Source organism: Streptomyces monomycini (genome assembly GCF_022271435.1).
In the GTDB taxonomy this organism is placed as follows: Bacteria; Actinomycetota; Actinomycetes; order Streptomycetales; family Streptomycetaceae; genus Streptomyces; species Streptomyces monomycini.
On record NZ_JAFIQY010000002.1, the window covers coordinates 215,833 to 237,060 of the forward strand.

Annotated in this window: 15 protein-coding genes; 5 read left to right on the forward strand and 10 right to left on the reverse strand. The window is 74.5% G+C overall.

All coding sequences use genetic code 11. The features are described 5' to 3' along the window. Window positions 1-41: 41 nt before the first annotated feature. Both JXZ78_RS03610 and gdhA read right to left on the reverse strand, forming a co-directional pair. Window positions 42-584, reverse strand: coding sequence for an LOG family protein (locus tag JXZ78_RS03610; protein WP_030018294.1), 543 nt, complete (start codon window positions 582-584; stop codon window positions 42-44). 82 nt (window positions 585-666) lie between these two features. Continuing rightward, the gene (gene gdhA, locus JXZ78_RS03615) at window positions 667-2,049 is read right to left on the reverse strand and encodes an NADP-specific glutamate dehydrogenase (RefSeq protein ID WP_050502109.1); all 1,383 of its coding nucleotides are present in this window, start codon (window positions 2,047-2,049) and stop codon (window positions 667-669) included. A 338-nt stretch (window positions 2,050-2,387) separates the two neighbouring features. Between gdhA and murJ the strand changes: the two genes are divergently transcribed. Further along, window positions 2,388-3,956 (forward strand): murein biosynthesis integral membrane protein MurJ, encoded by a 1,569-nt coding sequence (murJ, locus tag JXZ78_RS03620; protein WP_030018292.1) that lies wholly within the window; start codon window positions 2,388-2,390, stop codon window positions 3,954-3,956. Here murJ and JXZ78_RS03625 read toward each other — a convergent pair. Next, window positions 3,922-4,701 (reverse strand): VC0807 family protein, encoded by a 780-nt coding sequence (locus JXZ78_RS03625; RefSeq protein WP_030018291.1) that lies wholly within the window; start codon window positions 4,699-4,701, stop codon window positions 3,922-3,924. The two genes, murJ and JXZ78_RS03625, sit on opposite strands and share 35 nt — an antisense overlap. A 208-nt stretch (window positions 4,702-4,909) precedes the next feature. On the opposite strand from JXZ78_RS03625, the gene JXZ78_RS03630 reads away from it, so the two are divergent. Continuing rightward, window positions 4,910-5,968: an aldo/keto reductase gene (locus JXZ78_RS03630; RefSeq protein ID WP_030018290.1), complete on the forward strand. Its 1,059-nt coding sequence runs from the start codon at window positions 4,910-4,912 to the stop codon at window positions 5,966-5,968. Window positions 5,969-6,033: 65 nt separating this feature from the next. Here the strand turns inward: JXZ78_RS03630 and mnmA are convergent, their stop codons facing one another. Beyond that, a complete protein-coding gene (gene mnmA, locus JXZ78_RS03635) occupies window positions 6,034-7,155 on the reverse strand; it encodes a tRNA 2-thiouridine(34) synthase MnmA (protein ID WP_030018289.1) in 1,122 nt (373 codons plus the stop codon). A 54-nt stretch (window positions 7,156-7,209) separates the two neighbouring features. On the opposite strand from mnmA, the gene JXZ78_RS03640 reads away from it, so the two are divergent. Both JXZ78_RS03640 and JXZ78_RS03645 read left to right on the forward strand, forming a co-directional pair. Further along, window positions 7,210-7,899: an N-acetylmuramoyl-L-alanine amidase gene (locus JXZ78_RS03640; protein WP_030018288.1), complete on the forward strand. Its 690-nt coding sequence runs from the start codon at window positions 7,210-7,212 to the stop codon at window positions 7,897-7,899. Window positions 7,900-7,957: 58 nt separating this feature from the next. Continuing rightward, window positions 7,958-8,599, forward strand: coding sequence for a hypothetical protein (locus JXZ78_RS03645; protein ID WP_238782647.1), 642 nt, complete (start codon window positions 7,958-7,960; stop codon window positions 8,597-8,599). Window positions 8,600-8,684: 85 nt separating this feature from the next. On the opposite strand, the gene JXZ78_RS03650 is transcribed toward JXZ78_RS03645, so the two are convergent. Next, the gene (locus tag JXZ78_RS03650; protein ID WP_030018286.1) at window positions 8,685-9,854 is read right to left on the reverse strand and encodes a cysteine desulfurase family protein; all 1,170 of its coding nucleotides are present in this window, start codon (window positions 9,852-9,854) and stop codon (window positions 8,685-8,687) included. A 166-nt stretch (window positions 9,855-10,020) separates the two neighbouring features. On the opposite strand from JXZ78_RS03650, the gene JXZ78_RS03655 reads away from it, so the two are divergent. Next, the gene (locus tag JXZ78_RS03655; RefSeq protein WP_030018285.1) at window positions 10,021-10,854 is read left to right on the forward strand and encodes an alpha/beta fold hydrolase; all 834 of its coding nucleotides are present in this window, start codon (window positions 10,021-10,023) and stop codon (window positions 10,852-10,854) included. Between the two features lie 34 nt (window positions 10,855-10,888). Here the strand turns inward: JXZ78_RS03655 and JXZ78_RS03660 are convergent, their stop codons facing one another. From JXZ78_RS03660 to JXZ78_RS03680, 5 genes are all read right to left on the reverse strand, one after another. Further along, entirely contained in the window at window positions 10,889-16,348 is a 5,460-nt protein-coding gene (locus JXZ78_RS03660; protein WP_238782648.1) for an AfsR/SARP family transcriptional regulator, read from the reverse strand. Then, window positions 16,345-17,364: an AAA family ATPase gene (locus JXZ78_RS03665; protein ID WP_030018282.1), complete on the reverse strand. Its 1,020-nt coding sequence runs from the start codon at window positions 17,362-17,364 to the stop codon at window positions 16,345-16,347. Before JXZ78_RS03665 ends, JXZ78_RS03660 begins: the two co-directional genes overlap by 4 nt. 68 nt (window positions 17,365-17,432) lie before the next feature. After that, window positions 17,433-19,829: a VMAP-C domain-containing protein gene (locus JXZ78_RS03670; protein ID WP_030018281.1), complete on the reverse strand. Its 2,397-nt coding sequence runs from the start codon at window positions 19,827-19,829 to the stop codon at window positions 17,433-17,435. A gap of 7 nt (window positions 19,830-19,836) precedes the next feature. Further along, on the reverse strand, window positions 19,837-20,286 hold the full coding sequence (locus JXZ78_RS03675) for a CU044_2847 family protein (protein WP_030018280.1): 450 nt from the start codon (window positions 20,284-20,286) through the stop codon (window positions 19,837-19,839). 54 nt (window positions 20,287-20,340) lie between these two features. Then, complete coding sequence (locus tag JXZ78_RS03680; protein ID WP_030018279.1) at window positions 20,341-21,201, reverse strand: thioesterase family protein; 861 nt, start codon at window positions 21,199-21,201, stop codon at window positions 20,341-20,343. Window positions 21,202-21,228: the final 27 nt, after the last annotated feature.

Genomic DNA, 21,228 nt, shown 5'->3' on the forward strand with positions numbered 1-21,228 from the left:
TTCATTCCGCCTCGGCGCCGGTCCCCGCCGCCGCTCCCGTCTCAGCCCTGGAGGCCCGCCCGCTCCTCCAGGTAGGCCAGCGCCCCGGCGCCGTCCTCCGCGAAGAAGACCAGCTCCGCGAGCGGCAGCGGCAGGAAGCCTTCCTTCTCCATGCGCTGGAACTGCTCCTTGAGGCCGTCGTAGAAACCGGCGGCGTTCAGCAGCACCACGGGCTTGGTGTGCAGGCCGTGCTTCTTCAGCTCCAGGATCTCGGTGGCCTCGTCGAGCGTGCCGGTGCCGCCGACCATGACGACGATCGCGTCGGCGCGCGCCAGCAGCTCGGCCTTGCGCTCGGCAAGGTCCTTGGTGACCACCATGTCGTCCACCCCGGGCCGCACCTTGTGCGCGAGGAAGTCCACCGAGACGCCGACGAGCCGGCCGCCCGCCGCCTCCACGCCGTCCGCCATGACCTTCATCAGTCCGCTGTCCGAGCCGCCCCACACCATGGCGTGGCCGCCCTTGCCGATCAGCTCGGCGAACTCGCGGGCGGGTCCGGTGTAGCGGGCGTCGAGGTCGGCGGCGGAGCAGAAGACACAGATGTTCATACCGGCCACTGTACGAGCCGGTACCGACAGTGGGCCGGGCGCCGGGGCGGGCCCTCGGACCGGCCCACCCCGGATCAGCCCGTCAGATCAGCCCCTGCGCCAGCATCGCCTCCGCCACCCGCTCGAAGCCCGCGACGTTCGCGCCCGTCACGTAGTCGCCCGGCAGGCCGTGGCGCTCAGCGGTCTCGTAGCAGGTGTCGTGGATGCCGCGCATGATCGCCGCCAGCTCGCCCTCGGTGCGCTCGAAGTCCCAGGACTCGCGGCCGGAGTTCTGCCGCATCTCCAGGGCGCTGGTGGCCACGCCGCCCGCGTTGGCCGCCTTGCCCGGCCCGAAGGCCACGCCCGCCTCCTGGAAGAGGGCCACCGCGCCGGGGGTGGTCGGCATGTTGGCGCCTTCGGAGACGGCCTTGACGCCGTTGCGCACGAGGACGCGCGCGGCGTCGGCGTCCAGCTCGTTCTGGGTCGCGGAGGGCAGCGCGACGTCGCAGGCCACGTCCCAGACCCGGCCGCCCGGAACGTACCGGGCGGAGGCGCCGCGCCGGTCCGCGTAGTGCTCCACACGGCCCCGCTCGGCCTCCTTGACCTGCTTGAGCAGGTCGAGGTCGATCCCCTTCTCGTCGATCACGTAGCCGCCGGAGTCCGAGCAGGTCAGCACGTTGGCGCCGAGCGCCTGGGCCTTCTCGATGCTGTAGATGGCGACGTTGCCCGAGCCGGAGACGACTACCTGCTGGCCGTCCAGGTCCTCGCCGCGCTGCCGCAGCATCTCGGCGGTGAAGAGCACATTGCCGTAGCCGGTGGCCTCCGTACGGACCGTGGAGCCGCCCCAGCCGAGGCCCTTGCCGGTCAGCACCCCGGCCTCCCAGCGGTTGGTGATCCGCCGGTACTGGCCGAAGAGGTAGCCGATCTCCCGGCCGCCGACACCGATGTCGCCCGCCGGGACGTCGGTGTGCTCGCCCAGGTGGCGGTGGAGTTCGGTCATGAAGGACTGGCAGAACCGCATCACCTCGGCGTCGGAGCGGCCGCGCGGGTCGAAGTCGCTGCCGCCCTTGCCGCCGCCGATGTTCAGACCGGTGAGGGCGTTCTTGAAGATCTGCTCGAAGCCGAGGAACTTGACGATGCCGAGGTTGACGGAGGGGTGGAAGCGCAGCCCGCCCTTGTAGGGCCCGAGGGCGCTGTTGAACTCCACCCGGAAGCCGCGGTTGATGTGGACGGCTCCGGAGTCGTCCTGCCACGGCACGCGGAAGAGGATCTGGCGCTCCGGTTCGCAGATCCGCTCCAGGATCTTGGCCTCGGCGTACTCGGGGCGGGCCGCCAGCGCCGGGGCGAGGGTCTGCAGCACTTCGAGGGCGGCCTGGTGGAATTCCGGTTCCCCGGGGTTGCGCCGGATCAGCTCCTGGTGCAGCGCTTCCAGCGAGACCGCTGAGTTCCGTCCGGCCGTACCGATACCGGCATGAACTGTCGACATGTCTTCTCTTCCCTTCGTCGCCGACGAAGGGCCACCGGTGGACCGGGACACGCGCACGGCGCCGCACCCGGCCGGGCGGCCCCTGTGCGTCCCGTCGCTACCGCCGAGCCTAGGGGCCCGCGGGCGGCCGGGGGCCACCGGGGCGGAAGTCGCGATGCGCAAACCTTTGGGTTTAGGTTGCGGCCATGGTGGAGGAAACGCGTCCCGACGCGCATACGAGGACCGAGGCGGCATTAACAGCAGGGGCGGACGGTCACGGGCAAAGAGAGCACGGAGAGCACAGAGCGGCGAAGGGTGACGGGCCCGCCTCCGGCGGTCTGCGCCGCTCCTCCCTCCTGATGGCCGCGGGCACGCTCGTCTCCCGCGCGACCGGCCTGTTCCGGGGCGTCCTCCAGGCCGGCGCCCTCGGTACGGGGCTGCTGGCCACCACGTACAACACCGCCAACCTCGTCCCGATGAGCCTGTACACGCTGCTGATCGGCGGCGCCCTGAACGCCGTGCTCGTGCCGCAGCTCGTACGGGCCCGGGTGGAGCACCCGGACGGCGGGCGCGCCCACGAGCAGCGGCTGGTCACGCTCGTCCTGTCCGTCCTCGGTGTCGGCACGCTGCTCGCGGTGTGGGCCGCGCCCGAGATCGTCAGCCTGTACACGACGGACACGCCGGAGAACCACGCCGCCTACGAACTGACCGTCGTCTTCGCCCGGTTCCTGCTGCCGCAGATCTTCTTCTACGGCGTGTTCGGCATCCTGGGGCAGGTGCTCAACGCGCGCGGGAAGTTCGGCGCGATGATGTGGACGCCGGTGCTCAACAACGTCGTGCTGATCGCCATGTTCGGTGCGTACATCGGGCTGCTGACCGTCCCGGAGACGGTGGCGGACATCACCGACGCGCAGGTCCGGATGCTCGGTGTGGGCACCACGCTCGGCATCGCCCTCCAGGCACTCGCGCTGATCCCCTACGCGCGCGAGGCGGGCTTCCGCTTCCGGCCGCGCTTCGACTGGCGCGGCACCGGGCTGCGCAAGAGCGCCAATGCTGCGCGCTGGACGCTGCTGTTCGTGCTGGCCAACCTGGTCTCGATGACCGTCGTCACGCACTACGCGACGGCCGCCGACCTGGAACTGCCCAAGGCCGGCGTCGGCTTCTCCTCGTACACGTATGCGCAGAACATCTGGGGCCTGCCGCAGTCCATCGTCACCGTCTCGCTGATCACCGCGCTCCTGCCGCGGATGACCCGGGCGGTCGCCGAACGGCGCCTGGACGACCTGCGGGACGACCTCTCCCGCGCGCTGCGGGTCAGTGGCACGGTCATCGTCCCGGCCGCCGTCTTCTTCGTGGCCTTCGGCCCCGAGATGGCGCAGCTGCTGTACGCGCACGGCGCCGCCAGTGCCGAATCCGCCGTGCCGCTGGGGCAGATGCTCCAGGCCCTCGGGCTGGGCCTGATTCCGTTCTCCGCCCAGTCGCTGCTGCTGCGCGGCTTCTACGCCTTCGAGGACACGCGTACACCGTTCCTGATGGCCGCCTGGATCTCCGGGGTGAACATCGCGCTCGCCACCGCCTGCCACCTGCTGCTGCCGGCCCGGTGGGCGGTCGTCGGCATGGCCGCCGCGTACACCGTTGCGTACGGCGTCGGGCTGCTGGCCAGCGCGTACCTGCTGCGCCGCCGCCTGGAAGGGCGGCTGGACGGGCACCGGCTGAGCCGTACGTACGGCAAGCTCACCGGTGCCGCGCTGGCCGCCGGGGCGGTGGGCTGGGCGGCGGCCCAGGCCTGTGCCGGTGCCGCCGGGGACGCCTTCTGGTCCACGGCGCTGGCCCTGGCCGCCGGGACGGCGACCATGGCGCTGCTCTTCCTGCTGCTGGCGCGCGCGCTGCGGATCACCGAGCTGCGGTCCCTGCCGGGGCTGCGCTGACGGAGCGGGCCGGGGCGGCGGCCGCCGCTCCGGCCGCTGTGTCCGCGGCCACCTCGGCCACCAGCATCCGCACCATCGTCTGGATGCCGACCATCCCGCTGACCACGGTGGCGACGACGATGGCCACGACCAGCATCACCGTGCCCAGCCACACCATGGTGTCCACCGGCAGCGTGAACGCGCCGATCACCCGCGCCACGCACTCGCCCAGCAGGGCGGCGCCCCACACGGCGGAGTGCCGGCTCTGCACCCGCCGGAACCGCGCCGACCGGGCCGTCAGCCGGTCCCACGCGGCGCCCATGGCCGCGTCACCCCGGGTCAGCCACGGCTTGAGCGTCGGCGCCAGCATCGGCCGTCCGATGAGCGCGGACACCAGCACCGCCAGGCCGAAGGTGCTGCTCACGGCGCTGTCCTTGGCCATCATCAGCCGCTCGTCGCCCGCCAACAGGCTCAGCAGCAGCCCGACGACGTTGGTCACCGTCATCACCGTCGCCATGGCGTTGAAGCGGCGCTCCCTGACCAGGCTCCACACGGAGCGCGCGGCGGGCAGGGCGCCGCTCCAGGCCAGTGCGGCGAGGGTGCTCATGCCGAAGACACCGGTGAGAACGTAGTACGACGCGATCGGGATGCCGGCGTCCAGGAGCAGCGCCCGGGGGCCCTCCAGCTGCCCGCCGGACCCGCCCGCCTTGCCCTTGCCGGTCCCGGTCCGGGCCGCCGTGCCGTGCGGGGCCTGACTGTCGTTCATGGAGGTCCTCCGTGTCGCTGGCCGCGTCATCCTGACGATGTCTCCAGCTTCGCTTCGGTCCGCCCGCCCTGGCAGTCACGCGTGTCCCCACATCCCCATGACATTTGTCAGTGCGCCGGTGCCGCCCGTACGGCAAGGTGCTTGCGTTGGAGCGCCCTCCAGCTCTTAGCGTCTGATGCACGACCCGACCACCGAAGGGGAACTCTTCGTGCGTTACACACTGTTCGGCAGGACCGGTCTGCGGGTGAGCGAGCTGAGCCTCGGCACCATGACCATCGGCTCGGACTGGGGCTGGGGCGCCCCCGAGGACACCAGCGCGCGGATCGTCGACGCGTACGACGACGCCGGCGGCAACTTCATCGACACCGCCAACAACTACACCGACGGCAGCTCCGAGAAGATCCTCGGCAAGCTCCTCGAAGGCCGCCGGGACCGCTTCGTGCTCGCCAGCAAGTACACCTGCGCGTTCCGTGCGGGCGACCCCAACGCGGCGGGCAGTCACCGCAAGAGCCTGGTGCGGTCGGTGGAGCAGAGCCTCGCCCGGCTGCGCACCGACCACCTCGACGTCCTCTGGGTGCACGCGCGGGACCACTTCACGCCCGTCGAGGAGACCATGCGGGCGCTGGACGACGTCGTACGGTCGGGCAAGGTGCTGTACGTCGGGGTGTCCGACTGGCCGGCCTGGGAGATCGCGCAGGCGAACACCCTGGCCGAGCTGCGCGGCTGGACCGCGTTCGCGGGCTCGCAGCTGCGTTACAGCCTGCTGGAGCGCACGCCGGAGCGCGAGCTGCTGCCCCAGGCGCGCGCCTTCGACCTGGCCGTACTGGCGTGGGCCCCGCTGGCGGCGGGCAAGCTCACCGGCAAGTACCGGCGCGGTGAGCGCGGGCGGCTGGACGTGGTCGGCGACGACGGCCGCGCGGCGGACCACGAGGAGGCGACGATCTCGGCGGTGCTGGAGGTCGCCGAGCAGGGCGGCTGGAGCCCGGCGCAGGTGGCGCTGGCCTGGCTGCGGCAGCAGCCAGGGAACATCGTCCCGGTCATCGCCGCCACCAAGGAGAGCCAGCTCGCCGACAACCTCGCGAGCGTGGACGTCGAGCTGGACGCGGCGGCGCTGCGGCGGCTGGACGAGGTGAGCGCCGTACCGCTGGGCTTCCCGCACGACTTCCTGGCGGAGCCCGGGATCACCCAGAACGTCTACGGCGACCGCTGGACCGCCATCGAGGAGCGGCGGTCCGGCTACCGGCGGTCGGTGCACGGGGTGCTCTGACCCGGCGCACCGCGACGCCCACCGCGTGCTGCCTACCGCATGCCGCGCGGTGGGCGTCCCGTCCGCTACGCGACCGCGCGCACCCGCTCCGTCGTCGCGATCGTCGCCGAGCCGACCACCCGGGTGCCGTCGTACAGCACGATGGCCTGGCCGGGGGCGACGCCGCGGACCGGCTCGGTGAAGGCGACGCGCAGTTCGCCGTCGACCAGGTCGGCGGTGACCTCGGTCTCGCCGCCGTGGGCCCGCAGCTGCGCGGTGTACGTGCCGGGGCCGGTCGGCGCGGCGCCGCACCAGCGGGGGCGGACGGCGGTGAGCGCGGTCACGTCCAGGGCCTCGGCCGGACCGACGGTGACGGTGTTGTCCACCGGGGAGATGTCCAGGACGTAGCGCGGCTTGCCGTCCGGGGCGGGGGTGCCGATGCGCAGGCCCTTGCGCTGGCCGATGGTGAAGCCGTACGCGCCCTCGTGGGTGCCGAGCTTCGCGCCGGCCTCGTCGACGATGTCTCCCTCGACCGTGCCGAGGCGCTTGGCGAGGAAGGCCTGGGTGTCGCCGTCGGCGATGAAGCAGATGTCGTGGCTGTCCGGCTTCTTGGCGACGAACAGACCGCGCCGGGCGGCCTCCTCGCGGATCTCCGCCTTGGTGGTGAGGGTGTCGCCGAGCGGGAACATGGCGTGCGCGAGCTGCTGGTCGTCGAGCACGCCGAGGACGTACGACTGGTCCTTGGCCATGTCGGAGGCGCGGTGCAGCTCACGGCTGCCGTCCGGGTGCTCCACGACCGTGGCGTAGTGGCCGGTGCAGACCGCGTCGAAGCCGAGGGCGAGCGCCTTGTCCAGCAGCGCGGCGAACTTGATCTTCTCGTTGCAGCGCAGGCAGGGGTTGGGGGTGCGGCCGGCCTCGTACTCGGCGAAGAAGTCCTCGACGACGTCCTCACGGAAGCGCTCGGCGAGGTCCCACACGTAGAACGGGATGCCGATGACGTCGGCGGCGCGGCGCGCGTCGTGCGAGTCCTCGATCGTGCAGCAGCCCCGGGCCCCGGTGCGGAAGGATTTCGGGTTCTCGGAGAGCGCGAGGTGCACGCCGGTCACGTCGTGGCCCGCCTCGGCGGCACGGGCGGCGGCGACGGCGGAGTCGACACCGCCGGACATGGCGGCGAGCACGCGGAGGCGGCGGGGAGCGTCAGTCGTCATAACCCCTCCAGGGTAGACGGAACCACCGACAGCCTCCCAAGCGTTGTGCAGCGCATGGGAGACGCGGGGGAATCCGGGCGGACGGCGGGCCAGGGCTTCAGCAGACGGGCCCTGCTGCTCGGCGGCGCGGGCACGGTGCTGGCGGGCGGCGCCGCGTACGCGCTGCACGACGACCTGCTGCGCTGGTGGTGGCGGCTGCCGGGCCGCAAGAAACCCCGGACGGACGGCGCGGTGGACCACGGCCCCGCGCGCTGGGTCCCGGCCGCCCCGGCGAACTGGCGGCAGGCCGACCGCCCGGACGACTACTCCATAGACCGGGTCGTCGTCCACGTCGTCCAGGGCGGCTACACGGACGCGCTGCGGGTCTTCCAGAGCCCGCTGCACGGCGCGGCTGCGCACTACGTGGTGCGCAAGGACGGTCAGGTGGCGCAGACGGTCCGCGAGCTGGACGTGGCGTTCCACGCGGGCAACCGCGCGTACAACGAGCGCAGCATCGGCATCGAGCACGAGGGCTTCGTGGACCGCCCGGCGTCCTTCACCCCTGCCATGTACGCATCATCCGCGCGGCTGGCCGCCGGGATCTGCCGCCGCTACGGCTTCCCCGCCGACCGGCAGCACATCGTGGGCCATGTGGAGGTACCGGGCACCGATCACACCGATCCCGGGCCACACTGGAACTGGAGGCTGTACCTGGACCTGGTGCGTGCCGAGCTGCGCCGGCCGACTTCCCCGCCGGAGGCGTGACGCGGGGCCGCCGGGGCGTCCGGGCGCCGCGCGGCGCCCCTCGTGGAACGGACCACTCATGGCGTACGACAGAGCCCCGGCCACCGGGCCGGCGCACCGCAGCACCGGAACCGGCACCGGCCCCAGCGCTGGCGCCGGCAATGGCCGTGGAACCGGCCCCGGCACCGGCACCGGCACCGGCACCACCAGCGCGCCCGGCCTCGCCGAGGACCGTGTCTTCGGGCGGGTCCTGCTGGACCTGGCCCCGAACGCCGCCACCGGTCTGCTCACGGTGCGGGGCGACCGGGTGGCGACGGCCGAGCTGCGCCGCTCGGCAGGCGCGCCCGCGGCCGCGCACGTGCCGGTCGGCACCCGCGACGGCGGGTATCTGCGGCTGACCGTCGACGGCCGGCCCGCGCACCTCACCCCCGGCAAGGGGCGGCTGACCCGGCGCTCCCACCGGGTGGAGGTGATCTACGGCGGCGCCGTGTACCGGCTCCTGCCGGACTCGCCCAACGGGAGCCGGCTGATCAAGGAGGGCCGCCGGATCGCGGACTTCTCCTCGGACGGCACCGGGCACGTCTGGGCCGACTGGCACCCGGACGTGACACCGCCGCTGCGGGAGGACGCCGCGATCGGCTACACCCTCGCCGTAGCCTTCGGCACCGGCGCCGAACCGACCTGGCGGCTGCTGCTCCAGGCCGCGCTCGACCTGGTCTGACGCGCCTGGGCCCCACGGGCCCTGCCTGCCCGGCCCCGTCCCGCAGCCCGGCACCAGCCCCTCTGCCGAAACTCCAGCCCGGCCCTCAGCTCAGCCCCGCACTCCGCGCCCGTTCCACCACCGGACCGATCGCCTCCGCCACCGCCGCCACGTCCGCCTCGGTGGTGGTGTGGCCGAGGGAGAAGCGCAGCGTGCCGCGCGCGAGGTCGGCGTCCATGCCCGCGGCGAGCAGGACGTGGCTGGGCTGGGCGACGCCCGCGGTGCAGGCGGAGCCGGTGGAGCAGGCGATGCCCTGGGCGTCCAGGAGGAGGAGCAGGGAGTCGCCCTCGCAGCCGGGGAAGGAGAAGTGCGCGTTGGCGGGCAGGCGGCCCGCGGGGTCGGGGTCGCCGCCGAGGACGGCGTCCGGTGCGGCGGCCCGTACCGCCTTGACGAGGACGTCGCGCAGGGCGCCGATGTCGCGGGCGAACTCCTCGCGGTGCCCGACGGCGTACCGCGCGGCGGCGGCGAACGCGGCGATGCCGGGGGTGTCCAGCGTGCCGGAGCGCACCTGCCGCTCCTGACCGCCGCCGTGCAGGACGGGCACGGGCGCGTACTCGCGTCGCAGCAGCAGCGCGCCGACGCCGTACGGGCCGCCGATCTTGTGCGCGGAGACGGTCATCGCGGCCAGGCCGGAGGCCGCGAAGTCGACCTCCAGCTGCCCGAACGCCTGGACCGCGTCGGCGTGCAGCGGAATGCCGAACTCCGCCGCCACGTCGGCCAGTTCCCGGACCGGCATGATCGTGCCGATCTCGTTGTTGGCCCACATGACGGTGGCCAGGGCGACATCGTCGGGGTTACGGGCGACGGCCGCGCGGAACGCGTCGGCGTGCACCCGTCCGTACCCGTCGACGGGCAGCCATTCGACCCGCGCCCCCTCGTGCTCGGCGAGCCATTCCACGGCGTCCAGGACGGCGTGGTGCTCGACGGGGCTGGCGAGGACGCGGGTACGGGCCGGGTCGGCGTCCCGGCGGGCCCAGTACAGGCCCTTGACCGCGAGGTTGTCGGCTTCGGTGCCGCCCGCGGTGAGGACCACCTCACTGGGGCGGGCGCCGAGCGCGGAGGCGAGGGATTCCCGCGCCTCCTCGACGGTGCGCCGGGCCCGCCGGCCGGCGGCGTGCAACGAGGACGCGTTGCCGGTGACGGTCAGCTGGGCGGTCATCGCCTGCACCGCCTCCGGGAGCATCGGGGTGGTGGCGGCGTGGTCGAGGTAAACCATGGTGCGAACGATTCTACGAGCAGGCGCGGGGGCGCATGCCGGGCGCGTGGGGGCTCGGCCGCACTCCCCCGGTTTCCGGCCCGCCGTCACCCCGTCCCCCGTCACTCCGTCCCGCGAGCCTCCCGCCCCCTCGACACCCCTGTCAGGAGTGTCTACGCTTACGGTCATGACTCAGTGGCGTCTGGACCGTACGTACCGCAGTACCTCCGGTGAAGTGCGCTGGACCGCGCTCGGCGAGGACGGGGCGCCGCCCCTGGTCCTGCTGCACGGCACACCGTTCTCCTCGTACGTCTGGCGGGGTGTCGCACGGGCGCTGTCCGCGCGGTTCCAGGTGTACGTCTGGGACCTGCCGGGCTACGGCGCATCCGAGAAAGCCGCAGGCCAGGACGTGTCCCTGCCCCGGCAGGCGGAGGTGTTCACCGAACTGCTCGCGCACTGGGGGCTCACCGGCCGGGAACCCACCGTCGTCGCCCACGACTTCGGCGGCTACGTGGCCCTGCGGGCCCACCTCGTGCACGGCGCGCGCTACCGGCGCCTCGCGCTCGTCGGCCCGACCACCCTGCCCGGCTGGGGATCCGCCACGTACCGTCTGCTCGGCGAGCACCCCGACGTCTTCACGCAGTTGCCTCCTGCCCTGCACCGGGCGCTGGTGACGGAGTACATCTCGTCCGCGAGCAGCCCCGGCATGCACCCGGCCGTCCTGGAACAGCTCGTCGAGCCGTGGTGCACGGAGGAGGGGCAGCCCGCCTTCTACCGGCAGATCGAGCAGAACGGGCTGGACGTCACCGCCGACCTCACGGGGGAGGAGTACCGCAGGGTCTCGGTGCCGACGCTGGTGGCCTGGGGTGCGCAGGACGCGTGGAACCCCGTCGCACTGGCACCCGGCCTCGCGGCGATGATTCCCGGCGCCCGCCTGCATCTCGTCGACGGAGCCGGGCACCTCGTGCAGGAGGACGCGCCCGCGGAACTCACGGCGCTGCTGGCGGCGTTCACGGCGTAGGAACGCCCCACCTGGCCCTGCGCCCCGCCCAGTCCTACGCCCCTCCCGGCTCCAGCGGCGGCCGCAACCGCGGCCCGCCGGAGCCGGGCACGTCCAGCGTCTCGTACAGGGTGAGTGCCTCGCTCCAGCGCTCCTGGGCCCGGCTCGCCTGGCCCTGGGCCTCCAGCGCGTGCGCCAGCAGGCTCAGCCCGTCGGCCGCCCGCCGGCCGCCGTCCGCCACCGCGAACAGGCGTACCGCCTCCTCCGCCGCCCGTACGGCACCGTCCGCCGAGTTGGTGGCCAGACAGGACTCGGCGGTCCGCAGCTGGGCCAGACCCGTCCAGAGCCGCTGTCCGGCCTCCTGCAAGAGGGGCAGTGCCTCCTCCAGGGCGGCCAGCGCCTCCTCGTGGCGGCCCGCTTCGGCCTGGGCGACGGCGAGGAAGTACAGCCCCGTGCCGAGCCGCAGCCCCTGGCCCGCGGCCCGGTAGATGTCCACGCCCTGCCGGGCGAGCCCGACGCCCCGCTCCGCCTCCCGGTCGCGGACGCACAGCCGGGAGCGCTCCACCAGTACGGCGGCCTCGCCCAGCCGGTCGCCCTGCACCTGGCAGTGGCTCCTGGCCAGCATGAAGTGCTGCTCGGCGTCGGGCCGGTGGAGCGCGACCGCGGTGACACCGCGCACCAGTGGTGCCCGGCCGCTGGTCACCGGGTCCCCCGTGTCGAGGCCCAGCCGGTACGCGCGGCGGGCCTCGTCCTCCGCGTCGGCGAACCGGTCGGCCGCGAGGCAGGCGCGGGCGCGGGCCAGCCGGGCGCGCGCCTCCGCGCGCTTCTGGTCGCGACCGGCGACGACGCGGGCGATCACGGCCACCGCGGCCTGTTCGTACCGGCCTGTGAAGAGCCCGGTGCCGAGCAGCGGTTCGAGGAGGAGAAGGGTGTCGGCGCACCGGGCGACGTACGCCCCGGACCGCAGGTCGGCCGTCTGCCGGACGACGGCCAGTGCTCCGCTCCCGTTCGCCGCCCACCAGTCCGACGCCGCACCGCGGTCCGCGAGCGGGAGGGCCGGAACCGGTTCCGCGGGCGGGACGGTCCGGTCGAGCAGCAGAGCGCCGGGCGCGTCGAGACCGTACGCCCGGTGGGCGGTGGCGAGGTACCAGTCGAGCAGCCGGGACAGCGCGGCGTCGCGGTGCTCCGGCGCGGTGTGGCGGGTCAGTTCCTCGTACGCGAACGAGGCGAGCGCCTCGCGGTGCCGGTAGCGGCCGGGGGCCGGGGTCTTCAGCAGGCCGGTGCGCGCCAGGGTCTCCAGGTGCGCCTGGGCGGCGGCGGGTTCGGTGCCCGTCAGGGCGGCCACGGCGGCGGTCGGCAGATCGGGGCCGTGCGGCAGCGCCAGCAGCCGGAAGGTGGCGAGCGCCGGCGGGTCGAGGTCGTGGGTGAGGCGCAGCGCAGTGTTGTTGATCATGATGTCGGCCGCCGTACGGTCCGCCGGGCCGTCCAGCATCAGTTCCGCCGCCACCGCCTCGACCGCGGCCTCCGAACAGCCGCAGGCTTCGAGCGCCGCGCGCGCCACCGCGCGGCGGGCCGCGACCCGCTCCTCGCCCACCCGCAGTGCGAGGACCTCCAGCGCGTCGGTGGTGCTCAGGGACTCCAGATGCACGGAGAGGACGCCGGTCAGGCCGGCCGGCGGCCGGTCGCGGCCGACGAGCAGTGCGGCGCCCGTGACGTCCGGGAGCAGGGGCAGCAAGGGCCCGATCGCGCGTACCTCGTCCAGGACGACGACCAGGCGCAGCGCGTCGATCGCCGACCGGTAGAACGCCATCCGCTCCTCGGCGTCGGCGGGGATCTCCTCGTGCCGGTAGCCGAGTTGGCGCAGCAGTACGGCGGCGAGGTGCGGTACCGCGGCTTCCGGATCGCCGTCCGCGGGCATGATCGCGTACAGCCGTCCGTCCGGGAAGCGGTCCTGCACGGCGTCGGCCACCCGCGCCGCCAGGCTCGTCTTGCCGACGCCTGCGCCCCCGGAGATGACGCCGACGTTGCGTACGGTGGGCCGCTGCCGCGTCAGGTGATCCGCCAGCCGTCCCAGTTCCACCGTCCGGCCACCGCCCGTGCGGTCCTGGCGGGGCCCGTACCGGCCGGCCCGCAGCAGGCTGCGCAGCCCCGGGGAGACCTGCTCGTCGTGGGCCAGCGCGCGCGCGAGGAGTTCACGGGTGCGCTCCCGGGCCGGGTCCAGGTACAGCAGCCAGGTCAGCGCTTCTTCCGCCGCGGCGTGCCGGCCCAGGCGCAGTTCGAGTTCGGTGCGGTCCTCGACCAGGGTGCGCCGCCGGTCGGCCAGCCGCCGGGACTCCGCGCGCAGATACGGCCCCGGCAGGCCCGCCAGGGGCTGGCCGCCCCGCCACAGGGCGATGGCCGCGTCCAGCAGGTCCCTGGCGCTGTCCCAGTCCTGGGCCGCGCGGGCGTCGCGGGCCACGGCGACCAGGTCGTCGGCCCGGCGCAGGTCCACGTCGAGGTCGGTCCTGGCGGTCCGGCGCAGCGCGTAGCCGCCGTCTTCTCCGACGAGGACTTCCGCGTCCGGCCCAAGGGCCTTGCGCAGCCGGGTGGCGTAGGTGCGCAAGGTGGCGTGCGCGGCGTTCGGCGGGTCGTCCGCCCACAGGGCATCGATCAGGTCGTCCTCGGAGATGACGCGGCCTGCGCGCAGCACGAGTACGGCGAGCAGCGCGCGCTGCTGCGGTGAGCCGGTGGCCAGGTCCACGCCGCCGCGCAGCATCCGCACCGGGCCGAGCACGGTGATGCGCAGCGGTTCGCGCGGGGGCCGCAGGGCGGGATCGCCCCGTCCCGTCCGGACCTGGTCCCGTGCGAGCGCCAGCAGTTCGCCCAGGCGGGGACGGGACGGGCTGCGGGCGAACAGTTCGGACAGCTCGCTCACGGCCTCGTCGTACCGGCCGAGCCACAGGTCGCACTCGATGCGGTCCTCGGCCAGGGTGTGCCGCCACTCGGTCAGCCGCAGCCGCTCGGTCTGCGCGTACGGGCCGGGGAGTCCGGCCAGCGGCTCGCCGCGCCACAGGGCGAGGGCCGCGGTCAGCAGCGTGCGGGCGCGGTCCCACTCCCCCGCGTCGCGGGCGGCGCGGGCGGCGCGTTCGTACCCCTCGGCGCGTTCCAGGTCCATGTCTATGTCGGTCCCGGCGTCGGCGCGCAGGGCGTAGCCGACACGCTCGCGGACCAGGACGTGCTCGTCCTCGCCGAGAGCCTTGCGCAGCCGCGCGATGCTGTGGTCCAGCACCGCACGGGCGTTGCGCGGCGGGTTGCCGCCCCAGAGCGCGTTGAGCAGTTCGGCCTCGGAGGCGACGCCTTCGTGGCGCAGCAGGAGGGCCGCGAGCAGGGCCCGGTCCAGGCGGGACGGCACGTCGATCCGCTGGTCGCCCCGCCACAGCCCGACCGGCCCGAGCACGGTGAAGCGCAGCGGCTCGCGCAGTTCCTCGGCGGGCAGGACGGGGGCGGGCCGGGCGTCCGGCGGGTACGGGGCGGGCTCGGCGGCGGGGCCGTCCGGCGCGTACGGCTCCGTGACGACGGGCCGTCCGACGGGCCGTCCGACGGGCTCCACGGAGGACTCTTCGACGGGCTCTTCGACGAGTTCTCCGACGGTCCCGACGCCGGCGCTCTCGGTCGGAGCTTCCGCAGGGGCCGCCGTCCCGGCCGCCTCGGCAGCCGCGTCCACGGCGGACGGTGCGGCGGAGGCGCCCGGAACCCCGTCGTCCGCACCCGCCGGCTCCTCGGTCCCGACAGCCCCGTCGGACCCACTGGGCCCGCCGGACCCGCCGGTCCCATCAGCCACGCCGGGATCGCCGATCCCACCGACCCCGTCCGCCCCCACACCCCCACCAGAAACATCCACCGCCCCCGGCACCCTCCCGCCCAGCCGCTCCAGCACCGGACTGGCCAGCACCGCGAACGCCTGGGCCGACTCCTGGAGCCGCATCTCCCCGGTGTCGTCGGCGACCAGGGCGGGGAAGTCGGGCAGCCGGCCCATGTACGGCTCCAGGGCGCGCCCGACCGCCTCCACGACGGCCAGGGACTGCTGGGTGCCGAGGCCGCTGAAGAGGAGTTCGCGCACGCCGGGCCGGAAGTCGTAGACGGGCTGCCCGGAGCCGGTGCCCAGCGGCCCGTCGAAGCCGCCGAGGGACCGGGCCCCGCGCGGGGCGGCGACGCGTTCCAGCAGGCCGCCGAGGAGGATCTCGGCGACCTGGGTCGGCCCGGCGTCGCTCATCGTGGCGGCGCGCACCAGCTGCATGAGGGGGACGGTGAGCGGATTGATGGCGGAGAGCCGTACGGCCAGGCGGTACGACTCGGGCGAGAACGCGCCGCGGAAGTGCGCGACCAGTTCCGCCGCGGAGCCCGCGGGCCGCGGCGGGTCCTGCTCCGGCTCCTCGCCCAGCAGCACCGTGTCGATCAGGTGCGGGACGCCGGGACGGGTCAGCAGCGCGGCCCACTGCCCGAGCCCGCCGGGGGTCAGCGGGACGACGGGCAGGGCCACCGTGCCCGGCTCCTCGGCCTCGGGGTCCGGCTCACCCGTCAGCGGGTCGAGCACCCGGGTCCGGTCGGGCCCGGCGAACTCCACCGGGGAGGTCAGCAGCCGGGGCTGGGCGTCCAGCGCGGTGCCCCGCCACAGCCGCCGCGGCAGCGGGTGCAGCACCGCCACCGGCCCGTACCGGCCCCAGCGGCGCACGGCGCGCGCCGCGTCCGGGGTGCGCCATCCCGGGCTCGTGCCGTCGGTGAGGACGAAGGTCAGGGTGGAGCCCGTCGTCCACGGCAGCCGGCCCAGTACGGCCATGTCCCGGGGATCGAAGGCACACACCCGCACGCTGCGGAAGATGCCGCCCCGGTCGAGCACCGACCGCAGCTCACCGGCCAGCTGGGTCCACACCTGCATCGAGGGCGCGTCGTCCACCAGCAGCACGGCGGACCAGCGGTGCTCCTGGTCGGGCCGCGAGACGACGTCGAACAGCGCGGTCTCGGCGGCGAGCCGGACCGTGGCTTCCACGTCGGTGACGCAGCGGTGGGGGTGCGGCTCGAACCTGCGCAGCGGGCGCAGGGCCCGGGACAGGTGCTGCGGCCTGGCGAGCGCGCGGCGCCCGGGCGCGCGGGCGGGCCGGGCCCGGCGGCTGAGCGCGCTGCCGCCCTCGCTGCCCATCGCGTACAGGGAACGCTGCGACGGCAGTACGGTCGCGGGGACGCCGCCTCGGAGGCCCCCGGCCGCACCGTCCTCGCACGGCCCGTCCGTACGGTCCGGGCCGTCCGTCTCCTCCGGTCCGCCGCCGGACCCGTCCTCGGGCGCGTCCGCGGCGGCGGAGTCGGCGGGCGCGTCCTCGGGCTCGCCCGGCCCGGTGTCCCGCGCGGCCTCCGGTCCGGGCAGCGTGGAGCGCAGCTCGCCCTCGCGCACCGCGCGGGCCAGCCACAGGACGTCCAGCAGTTCGCCCGCGCCGAGGTCGTAGCCCTGGCCCGCGAGGATCTGCCGCAGCCGGTCGATCATGGCGACATGGGTTCGTCCAGGCGGTGCATGACCGCGGAGAGCAGCTCGTCCTTGGTCAGGTCGGCACCGGTGATCCGCAGGTGGACGGCGGCCAGCAGCTGGTCGGTGGCGAGCGTCTCGGTCTTGGAGCGCTGGAGGAAGCCGTCGATGAGGTCCTCGGCCTCGGCGAGCGCCTGCGGCCCGAGGTTGTGGGCGACGATCTCACGCAGCCGTTCGGGGGTCGGGTCGGGCAGGTCCAGGCGGACGCAGCGGCGCAGGAAGGCGGGCGGGAACTCCCGTTCGCCGTTGCTCGTCATCACCACGACCGGGAAGTGGGCGCAGGAGACGACGCCGCGGTGCACCCGTACCCGCTCCCGGCTGCCGTCGGTCAGCACCTGCACGTCCTGGTGCTGCTCGGACAGCCGCGCCAGCTCCGGGATCTCGAACTCGCCCTCCTCCAGGACCACCAGCAGGTCGTTCGGCAGGTCGATGTCGGACTTGTCCAGCTCGTCGACGAGCAGCACCCGGGGCCGGTCGGTGGCGGCCAGCGCCGTACCGAGCGGGCCCAGGCGCAGGTAGTGGCCGATGTCGGTGGTGTAGGAGCCGCGGTGCTCCTTGAGCCGCCGCGGCGCCGCACGGACCGCCTCCCGCTCGCGGCGCAGCGACGCCTCGCGCAGCCGGCCCACCGCGTCGTAGCGGTAGAGCGCGTCGGCCAGGGTGGAGCGGGAGTTGACGGACCAGCGCAGGACGTCGCCGAGCCCCAGCTCGGCGGCGACGGCGCGGGCCAGCGAGCTCTTGCCGGTGCCGGGGCGGCCGGTGACCAGCAGGGGCCGGTGCAGGTGCAGGGCGGCGTTGACGACGGACACCTCGTTGCGGTCCATCAGGTACGGCGCGGGCGCCTCGGCCCGCCTGCGGGCGGCGGCGAAGTAGCGCCACGGTGGCGCCGCCGGCAGCGGCGCGGGACCGCGGAACACCCACCAGCCCTCGGGCTCCGGCCCGGCTTCCGGACCGTGGTCGGGTGTGCTCTGTGGGGCCACGGGTCGTTCTCCTTCGTCCTTGCTCACATGCTGCGTCATGCCTGGGCCGGGCCGGTGTCCTGACTGGGTCACGGCTGGGTCAGCACCCAGGCGTCCGGGGCCAGTTGCGGTGGCCGGTGGTCGGGCGCGTCGTACATCAGGGAGAGCTGGCGTCCCCGGTGGCCGGTGGACGTGACCTCGGCGACCGCCTTGGCCCGCTCCAGCCGTACCGTCTCGGGGAGTTGGGTGTGGTGCCCGCCCTCGACCAGTTCGAGCAGGTCCGCCGCGACGCTCTCGCCGTGCTCCTCGCGGTGCCACAGGACCGTGTGGACGCCCGCCTGGACGCACTGGCGCAGCAGCGCCCCGTGGTGCCGGGGCTCGCAGCAGACGATCACCGTGCCCACCTCGGGCTGCATCTCCAGGCGGGCGCGGGCCACCTTGCGGTCGGTGCTGCCGTGGTCCAGGACGAGGCTGCGGGCGGTGTCCAGCGCCGCGGTGCGCCGCTTCCACCCGGCGTAGCTGGCCCGCGAACGCTGGGCCGTGCGGATCACCACCCGGCGGGTGAAGCCCAGTCCGAAGGGGCCGTCCTCGTCGCTGTCGAAGGACTCCCAGCGGTCCACCGGCAGCCCGAGCCAGGCGGCGGGCAGGAAGAACTCGACGAGGGCGGGCTCGGGGTCCTCGCGGATCTCCTCGACGAGCACCCGGTGGATGTCGTCCACGACCTGTTCGCTGGTCACCTCGGTGTCCCGGGCGAGGACGAGGTGGTGCGGGGCGTCGCCGCCGCTCCACGCCCAGACCTGGTACGTGTAGTGCCGTCCGGTGGCGGTGGGCAGCAGTTCCACCTGGACGCGCGGCACCTTCGACAGCCGCGCGCCGCCCTCGGTCCCGTGCCGGTACGGGCCGCTGCCGTTCGGCGAGGGGGCGGACCCCACCGGCGGCGAGCCCACCGGCGGACGGCCCACCGGCGGCGGACTCTCCGGCACCGCTTCCACCGGTGCCGTGCCCATCGGCGCCATGCCCACCGCCGCGCTCCCGACGCCCGCCCGGCCGGCAGGCGGCCACGCGTCGCGGTGCGCCGCGTGATGAGCCGTGCGGTGATCCGGGGGACGGCCCGTGGGGCGGGCCGCCTGGCGCACGGCGTGGTGTTCCGCCGCGGCCCGTATCCGCTCCGCGCGGTAGCCCCGTACATCCGCCGCGTACTGGCGTACGGCTGCCACGTCGACGCCCAGCCGCAGGGCGGTCCGCTCCGTCCAGGCCTCCAGGTCCCCGGCCGGGTACGCGCCCGCCTCGCTCTCGTCGACACCGATCCGCACCACGCCCTGCAACAGTGGCGGCATGGGCTGGGCGCCCTGGGCCTCGAAGCCCTCCAGGACGCCGACGGTGTCGGCCAGCCCGGTGACCGCGGGCAGTTCGATGGCGTGCGGCAGTACGTCGGCGAGCAGTTCGCGCGGGTCCGTACGGCCGCAGTGCGCCAGCAGGCCGTTCAGGTCGCGCTGCTGCTTGCGGGTCAGGGACTCGCCGGGGCTGACGGCGCGGGCCACCCTGCGCAGCCGCTCCCACTGCGGACCGCTGCCGGCCGGCATCGTCTCCCGTACGGCCTGGAGGAGTTCGGGCACGCCGCGCCGGACGCCCACGGCCAGGCCGACCAGCCGGTCGAGGTCGGCGCCGGGCCCCAGGGACGGCCGCAGCAGCCGGGAGGCGAGCAGCTCCTCGCAGGCGCGGACCGCGTCCGGGGTGCTCAGGATCGTCTCCAGGACGGCCAGCAGCTGCTGGACGCCGCGCCGGGCGGTGGGCACCACGGGCGGCGGCAGGTCGGGCAGCTCGGCCTCGATCGCCGGGACGCTGATCGCGTAGAGGGTGGCCGAAACCTGGGGCTGCCGGGCGGCGGCCGGGGTCTGGAGGTCGGCCACCACGAGTCCGACGACGGCCTGCCGGTCGCGGTCCCACAGCGGCCCGCCGCTGAAGCCCTCCCTGACCTCGGTGCCGCCGACCACGTCCAGCGCCACCCAGGGCGGCGCGGAGACCCGGGGCACCGCGCGCACGGTGGGCAGCGGGTGGCCGCTGGCCCACAGGGCGATGACCTCGTTGCCGTAGGCGTGCGGGAGGAAGGGGGCGGGCTCGGCCCCGGCGGGTGCGGGGCCCGGCAGGCGGAGCACGGCCAGGTCGCCGTGGTGGAGCTGTGCGCCGGGCGGTACGGGCCCGCTGCCGGCCGCCGCCGTCGCGCGCGGCGGGCTCCACAGGGCGGGCTCCACCCGGGCGGTCAGGTCCCGGTCGGGCGCGACGTGCGGCAGGCGGACACGGACGGTGCGGCCCGGGCCCGGCAGCGTCTGGTCGTAACGGTCCCGGCCGAGCGCGCTGTTGACGACGTGCGCGCAGGTGAGCACGAGGTCGTCACCGAGCAGGACGCCGGCGCCCACGGCCTTTCCGGTGTCGCGTACCGAGACGAAGGAGCGGAACAGCGGCTGATCCACGCCGGACACCACCATGCCGTCCTCAGGTCGTGCTGCCGCTGCCGAGGTTCCAGGTGGCGGAGACCTTGAAGCTGGCCTCGCCCTGGCCGGAGAAGACACCCAGGCTCAGGTCCGAGCCGAGGGTGACTCCGAACTCCACCGTGACCTCGTCCGGCCGGTGGTCACCGGCGGCGAGCGAACGGTGGATGCTGCCCAGCACGGCGCCCAGCGGCCGCAGGGCGCCCTCCAGCGTCTCGCCGCCCCGGGTCAGCGCCCGTGCGACCCGTCCGTCCACGCTGACCGGGCGGGAGTGGCCGAAGCCGTCCGGCAGCTCCAGTCCGGCGCCGTCCCCGTCCTCGGGCTTCTCGGGCTCCGCGGGCCGCGCCGCGCCGTTCGCGCCCGGCGCACTGTGGGCGCCGGCCGGCGCCAAGTGCAGCCAGACGACCGTGTTTTCACCGGTTCCTTCGTCGATGCTCAGTGCCATGTCCCCCATGTGATCAGTCTGACACGTCACCGGGTGGCGCCGCGCCCCCTTTGCGAGAGCGATTCACGCCACGGTGGAGGCGGACCTGGGCGCGCGGGCCAGTTGACGGGACTGGGCGACGAGGTGGTCCGCGCTGTCCCAGACCTCCGCGTCCTCCTCCAGGAAGCCGCCCGCCAGGTTGCGGGTGGTGATGGCGACGCGCAGCGGTCCGGGGGCCGGGCGGCGGCGGATGTGGGTGGTCAGCTCGACGGTGGGGACCCAGCCGGTCAGGCCGATCTCGAAGGCGGTGGGCGGCAGCGCGTCGACCGTCAGCAGCAGCGACAGCGGGTCGGGGTCGCGGCCGTCGGCGAGTCCGAACCAGCCCCGCATCTCGCCGTTTCCGGAGGGCGCGCCGACGGCCCAGCCGCAGGTGGCCGGATCCAGCCGGATGGTGAGACGGTCGGCGATGGCGGTGCTGCCGGGGATGGTGGTCTGCCCTTCGGGCGCGCTGTCGGTGCCCAGGCAGTGTTCGTACGGCGGGATGGCGGGCGGCTTGGCGGTGGTCCGTACGTCGTCGGTGAGCGTGTCGAGGTCGCCGTACGCGGCGAGCACCCGCAGCCGCTCGACCTCGCTGCCGTCCTCCTCGAACTGGACGAGGGTGGCGGTGCCGGTGGACAGGGTGCGGCCGGTGCGGACGATCTCCGTACGGATGACGGCGGGGCCGGGCACCGAGGCGGTCAGGTAGTGCGCGGTGACCGAGAAGGGGTCCGGGTGCGGCAGGGCGTCGCCGAGGGCGCGGCCCATCAGGGCGAGCAGGTAGCCGCCGTTGACCGCGTGGATGATCGTCCAGCCCGCGGAGAGGTCCGCCTCGTAGTGGCCGGGGGCGCGGCGGACGACCGCCGTGTCGCGGTCGAATTCGCTGTTACCTATGGTCACCTGTGCCATGCGCGGCACGCTACACGGATTTGTTAC

Excerpts from the sequence above, each read along its gene's own strand:
- JXZ78_RS03610 (WP_030018294.1), bottom strand. The coding sequence starts at position 584 with ATGAACATCTGTGTCTTCTGCTCCGCCGCCGACCTCGACGCCCGCTAC.
- gdhA (WP_050502109.1), bottom strand. The coding sequence starts at position 2,049 with ATGTCGACAGTTCATGCCGGTATCGGTACGGCCGGACGGAACTCAGCG.
- murJ (WP_030018292.1), top strand. The coding sequence starts at position 2,388 with ATGGCCGCGGGCACGCTCGTCTCCCGCGCGACCGGCCTGTTCCGGGGC.
- JXZ78_RS03625 (WP_030018291.1), bottom strand. The coding sequence starts at position 4,701 with ATGAACGACAGTCAGGCCCCGCACGGCACGGCGGCCCGGACCGGGACC.
- mnmA (WP_030018289.1), bottom strand. The coding sequence starts at position 7,155 with ATGACGACTGACGCTCCCCGCCGCCTCCGCGTGCTCGCCGCCATGTCC.
- JXZ78_RS03640 (WP_030018288.1), top strand. The coding sequence starts at position 7,210 with ATGGGAGACGCGGGGGAATCCGGGCGGACGGCGGGCCAGGGCTTCAGC.
- JXZ78_RS03645 (WP_238782647.1), top strand. The coding sequence starts at position 7,958 with ATGGCGTACGACAGAGCCCCGGCCACCGGGCCGGCGCACCGCAGCACC.
- JXZ78_RS03650 (WP_030018286.1), bottom strand. The coding sequence starts at position 9,854 with ATGGTTTACCTCGACCACGCCGCCACCACCCCGATGCTCCCGGAGGCG.
- JXZ78_RS03655 (WP_030018285.1), top strand. The coding sequence starts at position 10,021 with ATGACTCAGTGGCGTCTGGACCGTACGTACCGCAGTACCTCCGGTGAA.
- JXZ78_RS03660 (WP_238782648.1), bottom strand. The coding sequence starts at position 16,348 with ATGATCGACCGGCTGCGGCAGATCCTCGCGGGCCAGGGCTACGACCTC.
- JXZ78_RS03670 (WP_030018281.1), bottom strand. The coding sequence starts at position 19,829 with ATGGTGGTGTCCGGCGTGGATCAGCCGCTGTTCCGCTCCTTCGTCTCG.
- JXZ78_RS03675 (WP_030018280.1), bottom strand. The coding sequence starts at position 20,286 with ATGGGGGACATGGCACTGAGCATCGACGAAGGAACCGGTGAAAACACG.
- JXZ78_RS03680 (WP_030018279.1), bottom strand. The coding sequence starts at position 21,201 with ATGGCACAGGTGACCATAGGTAACAGCGAATTCGACCGCGACACGGCG.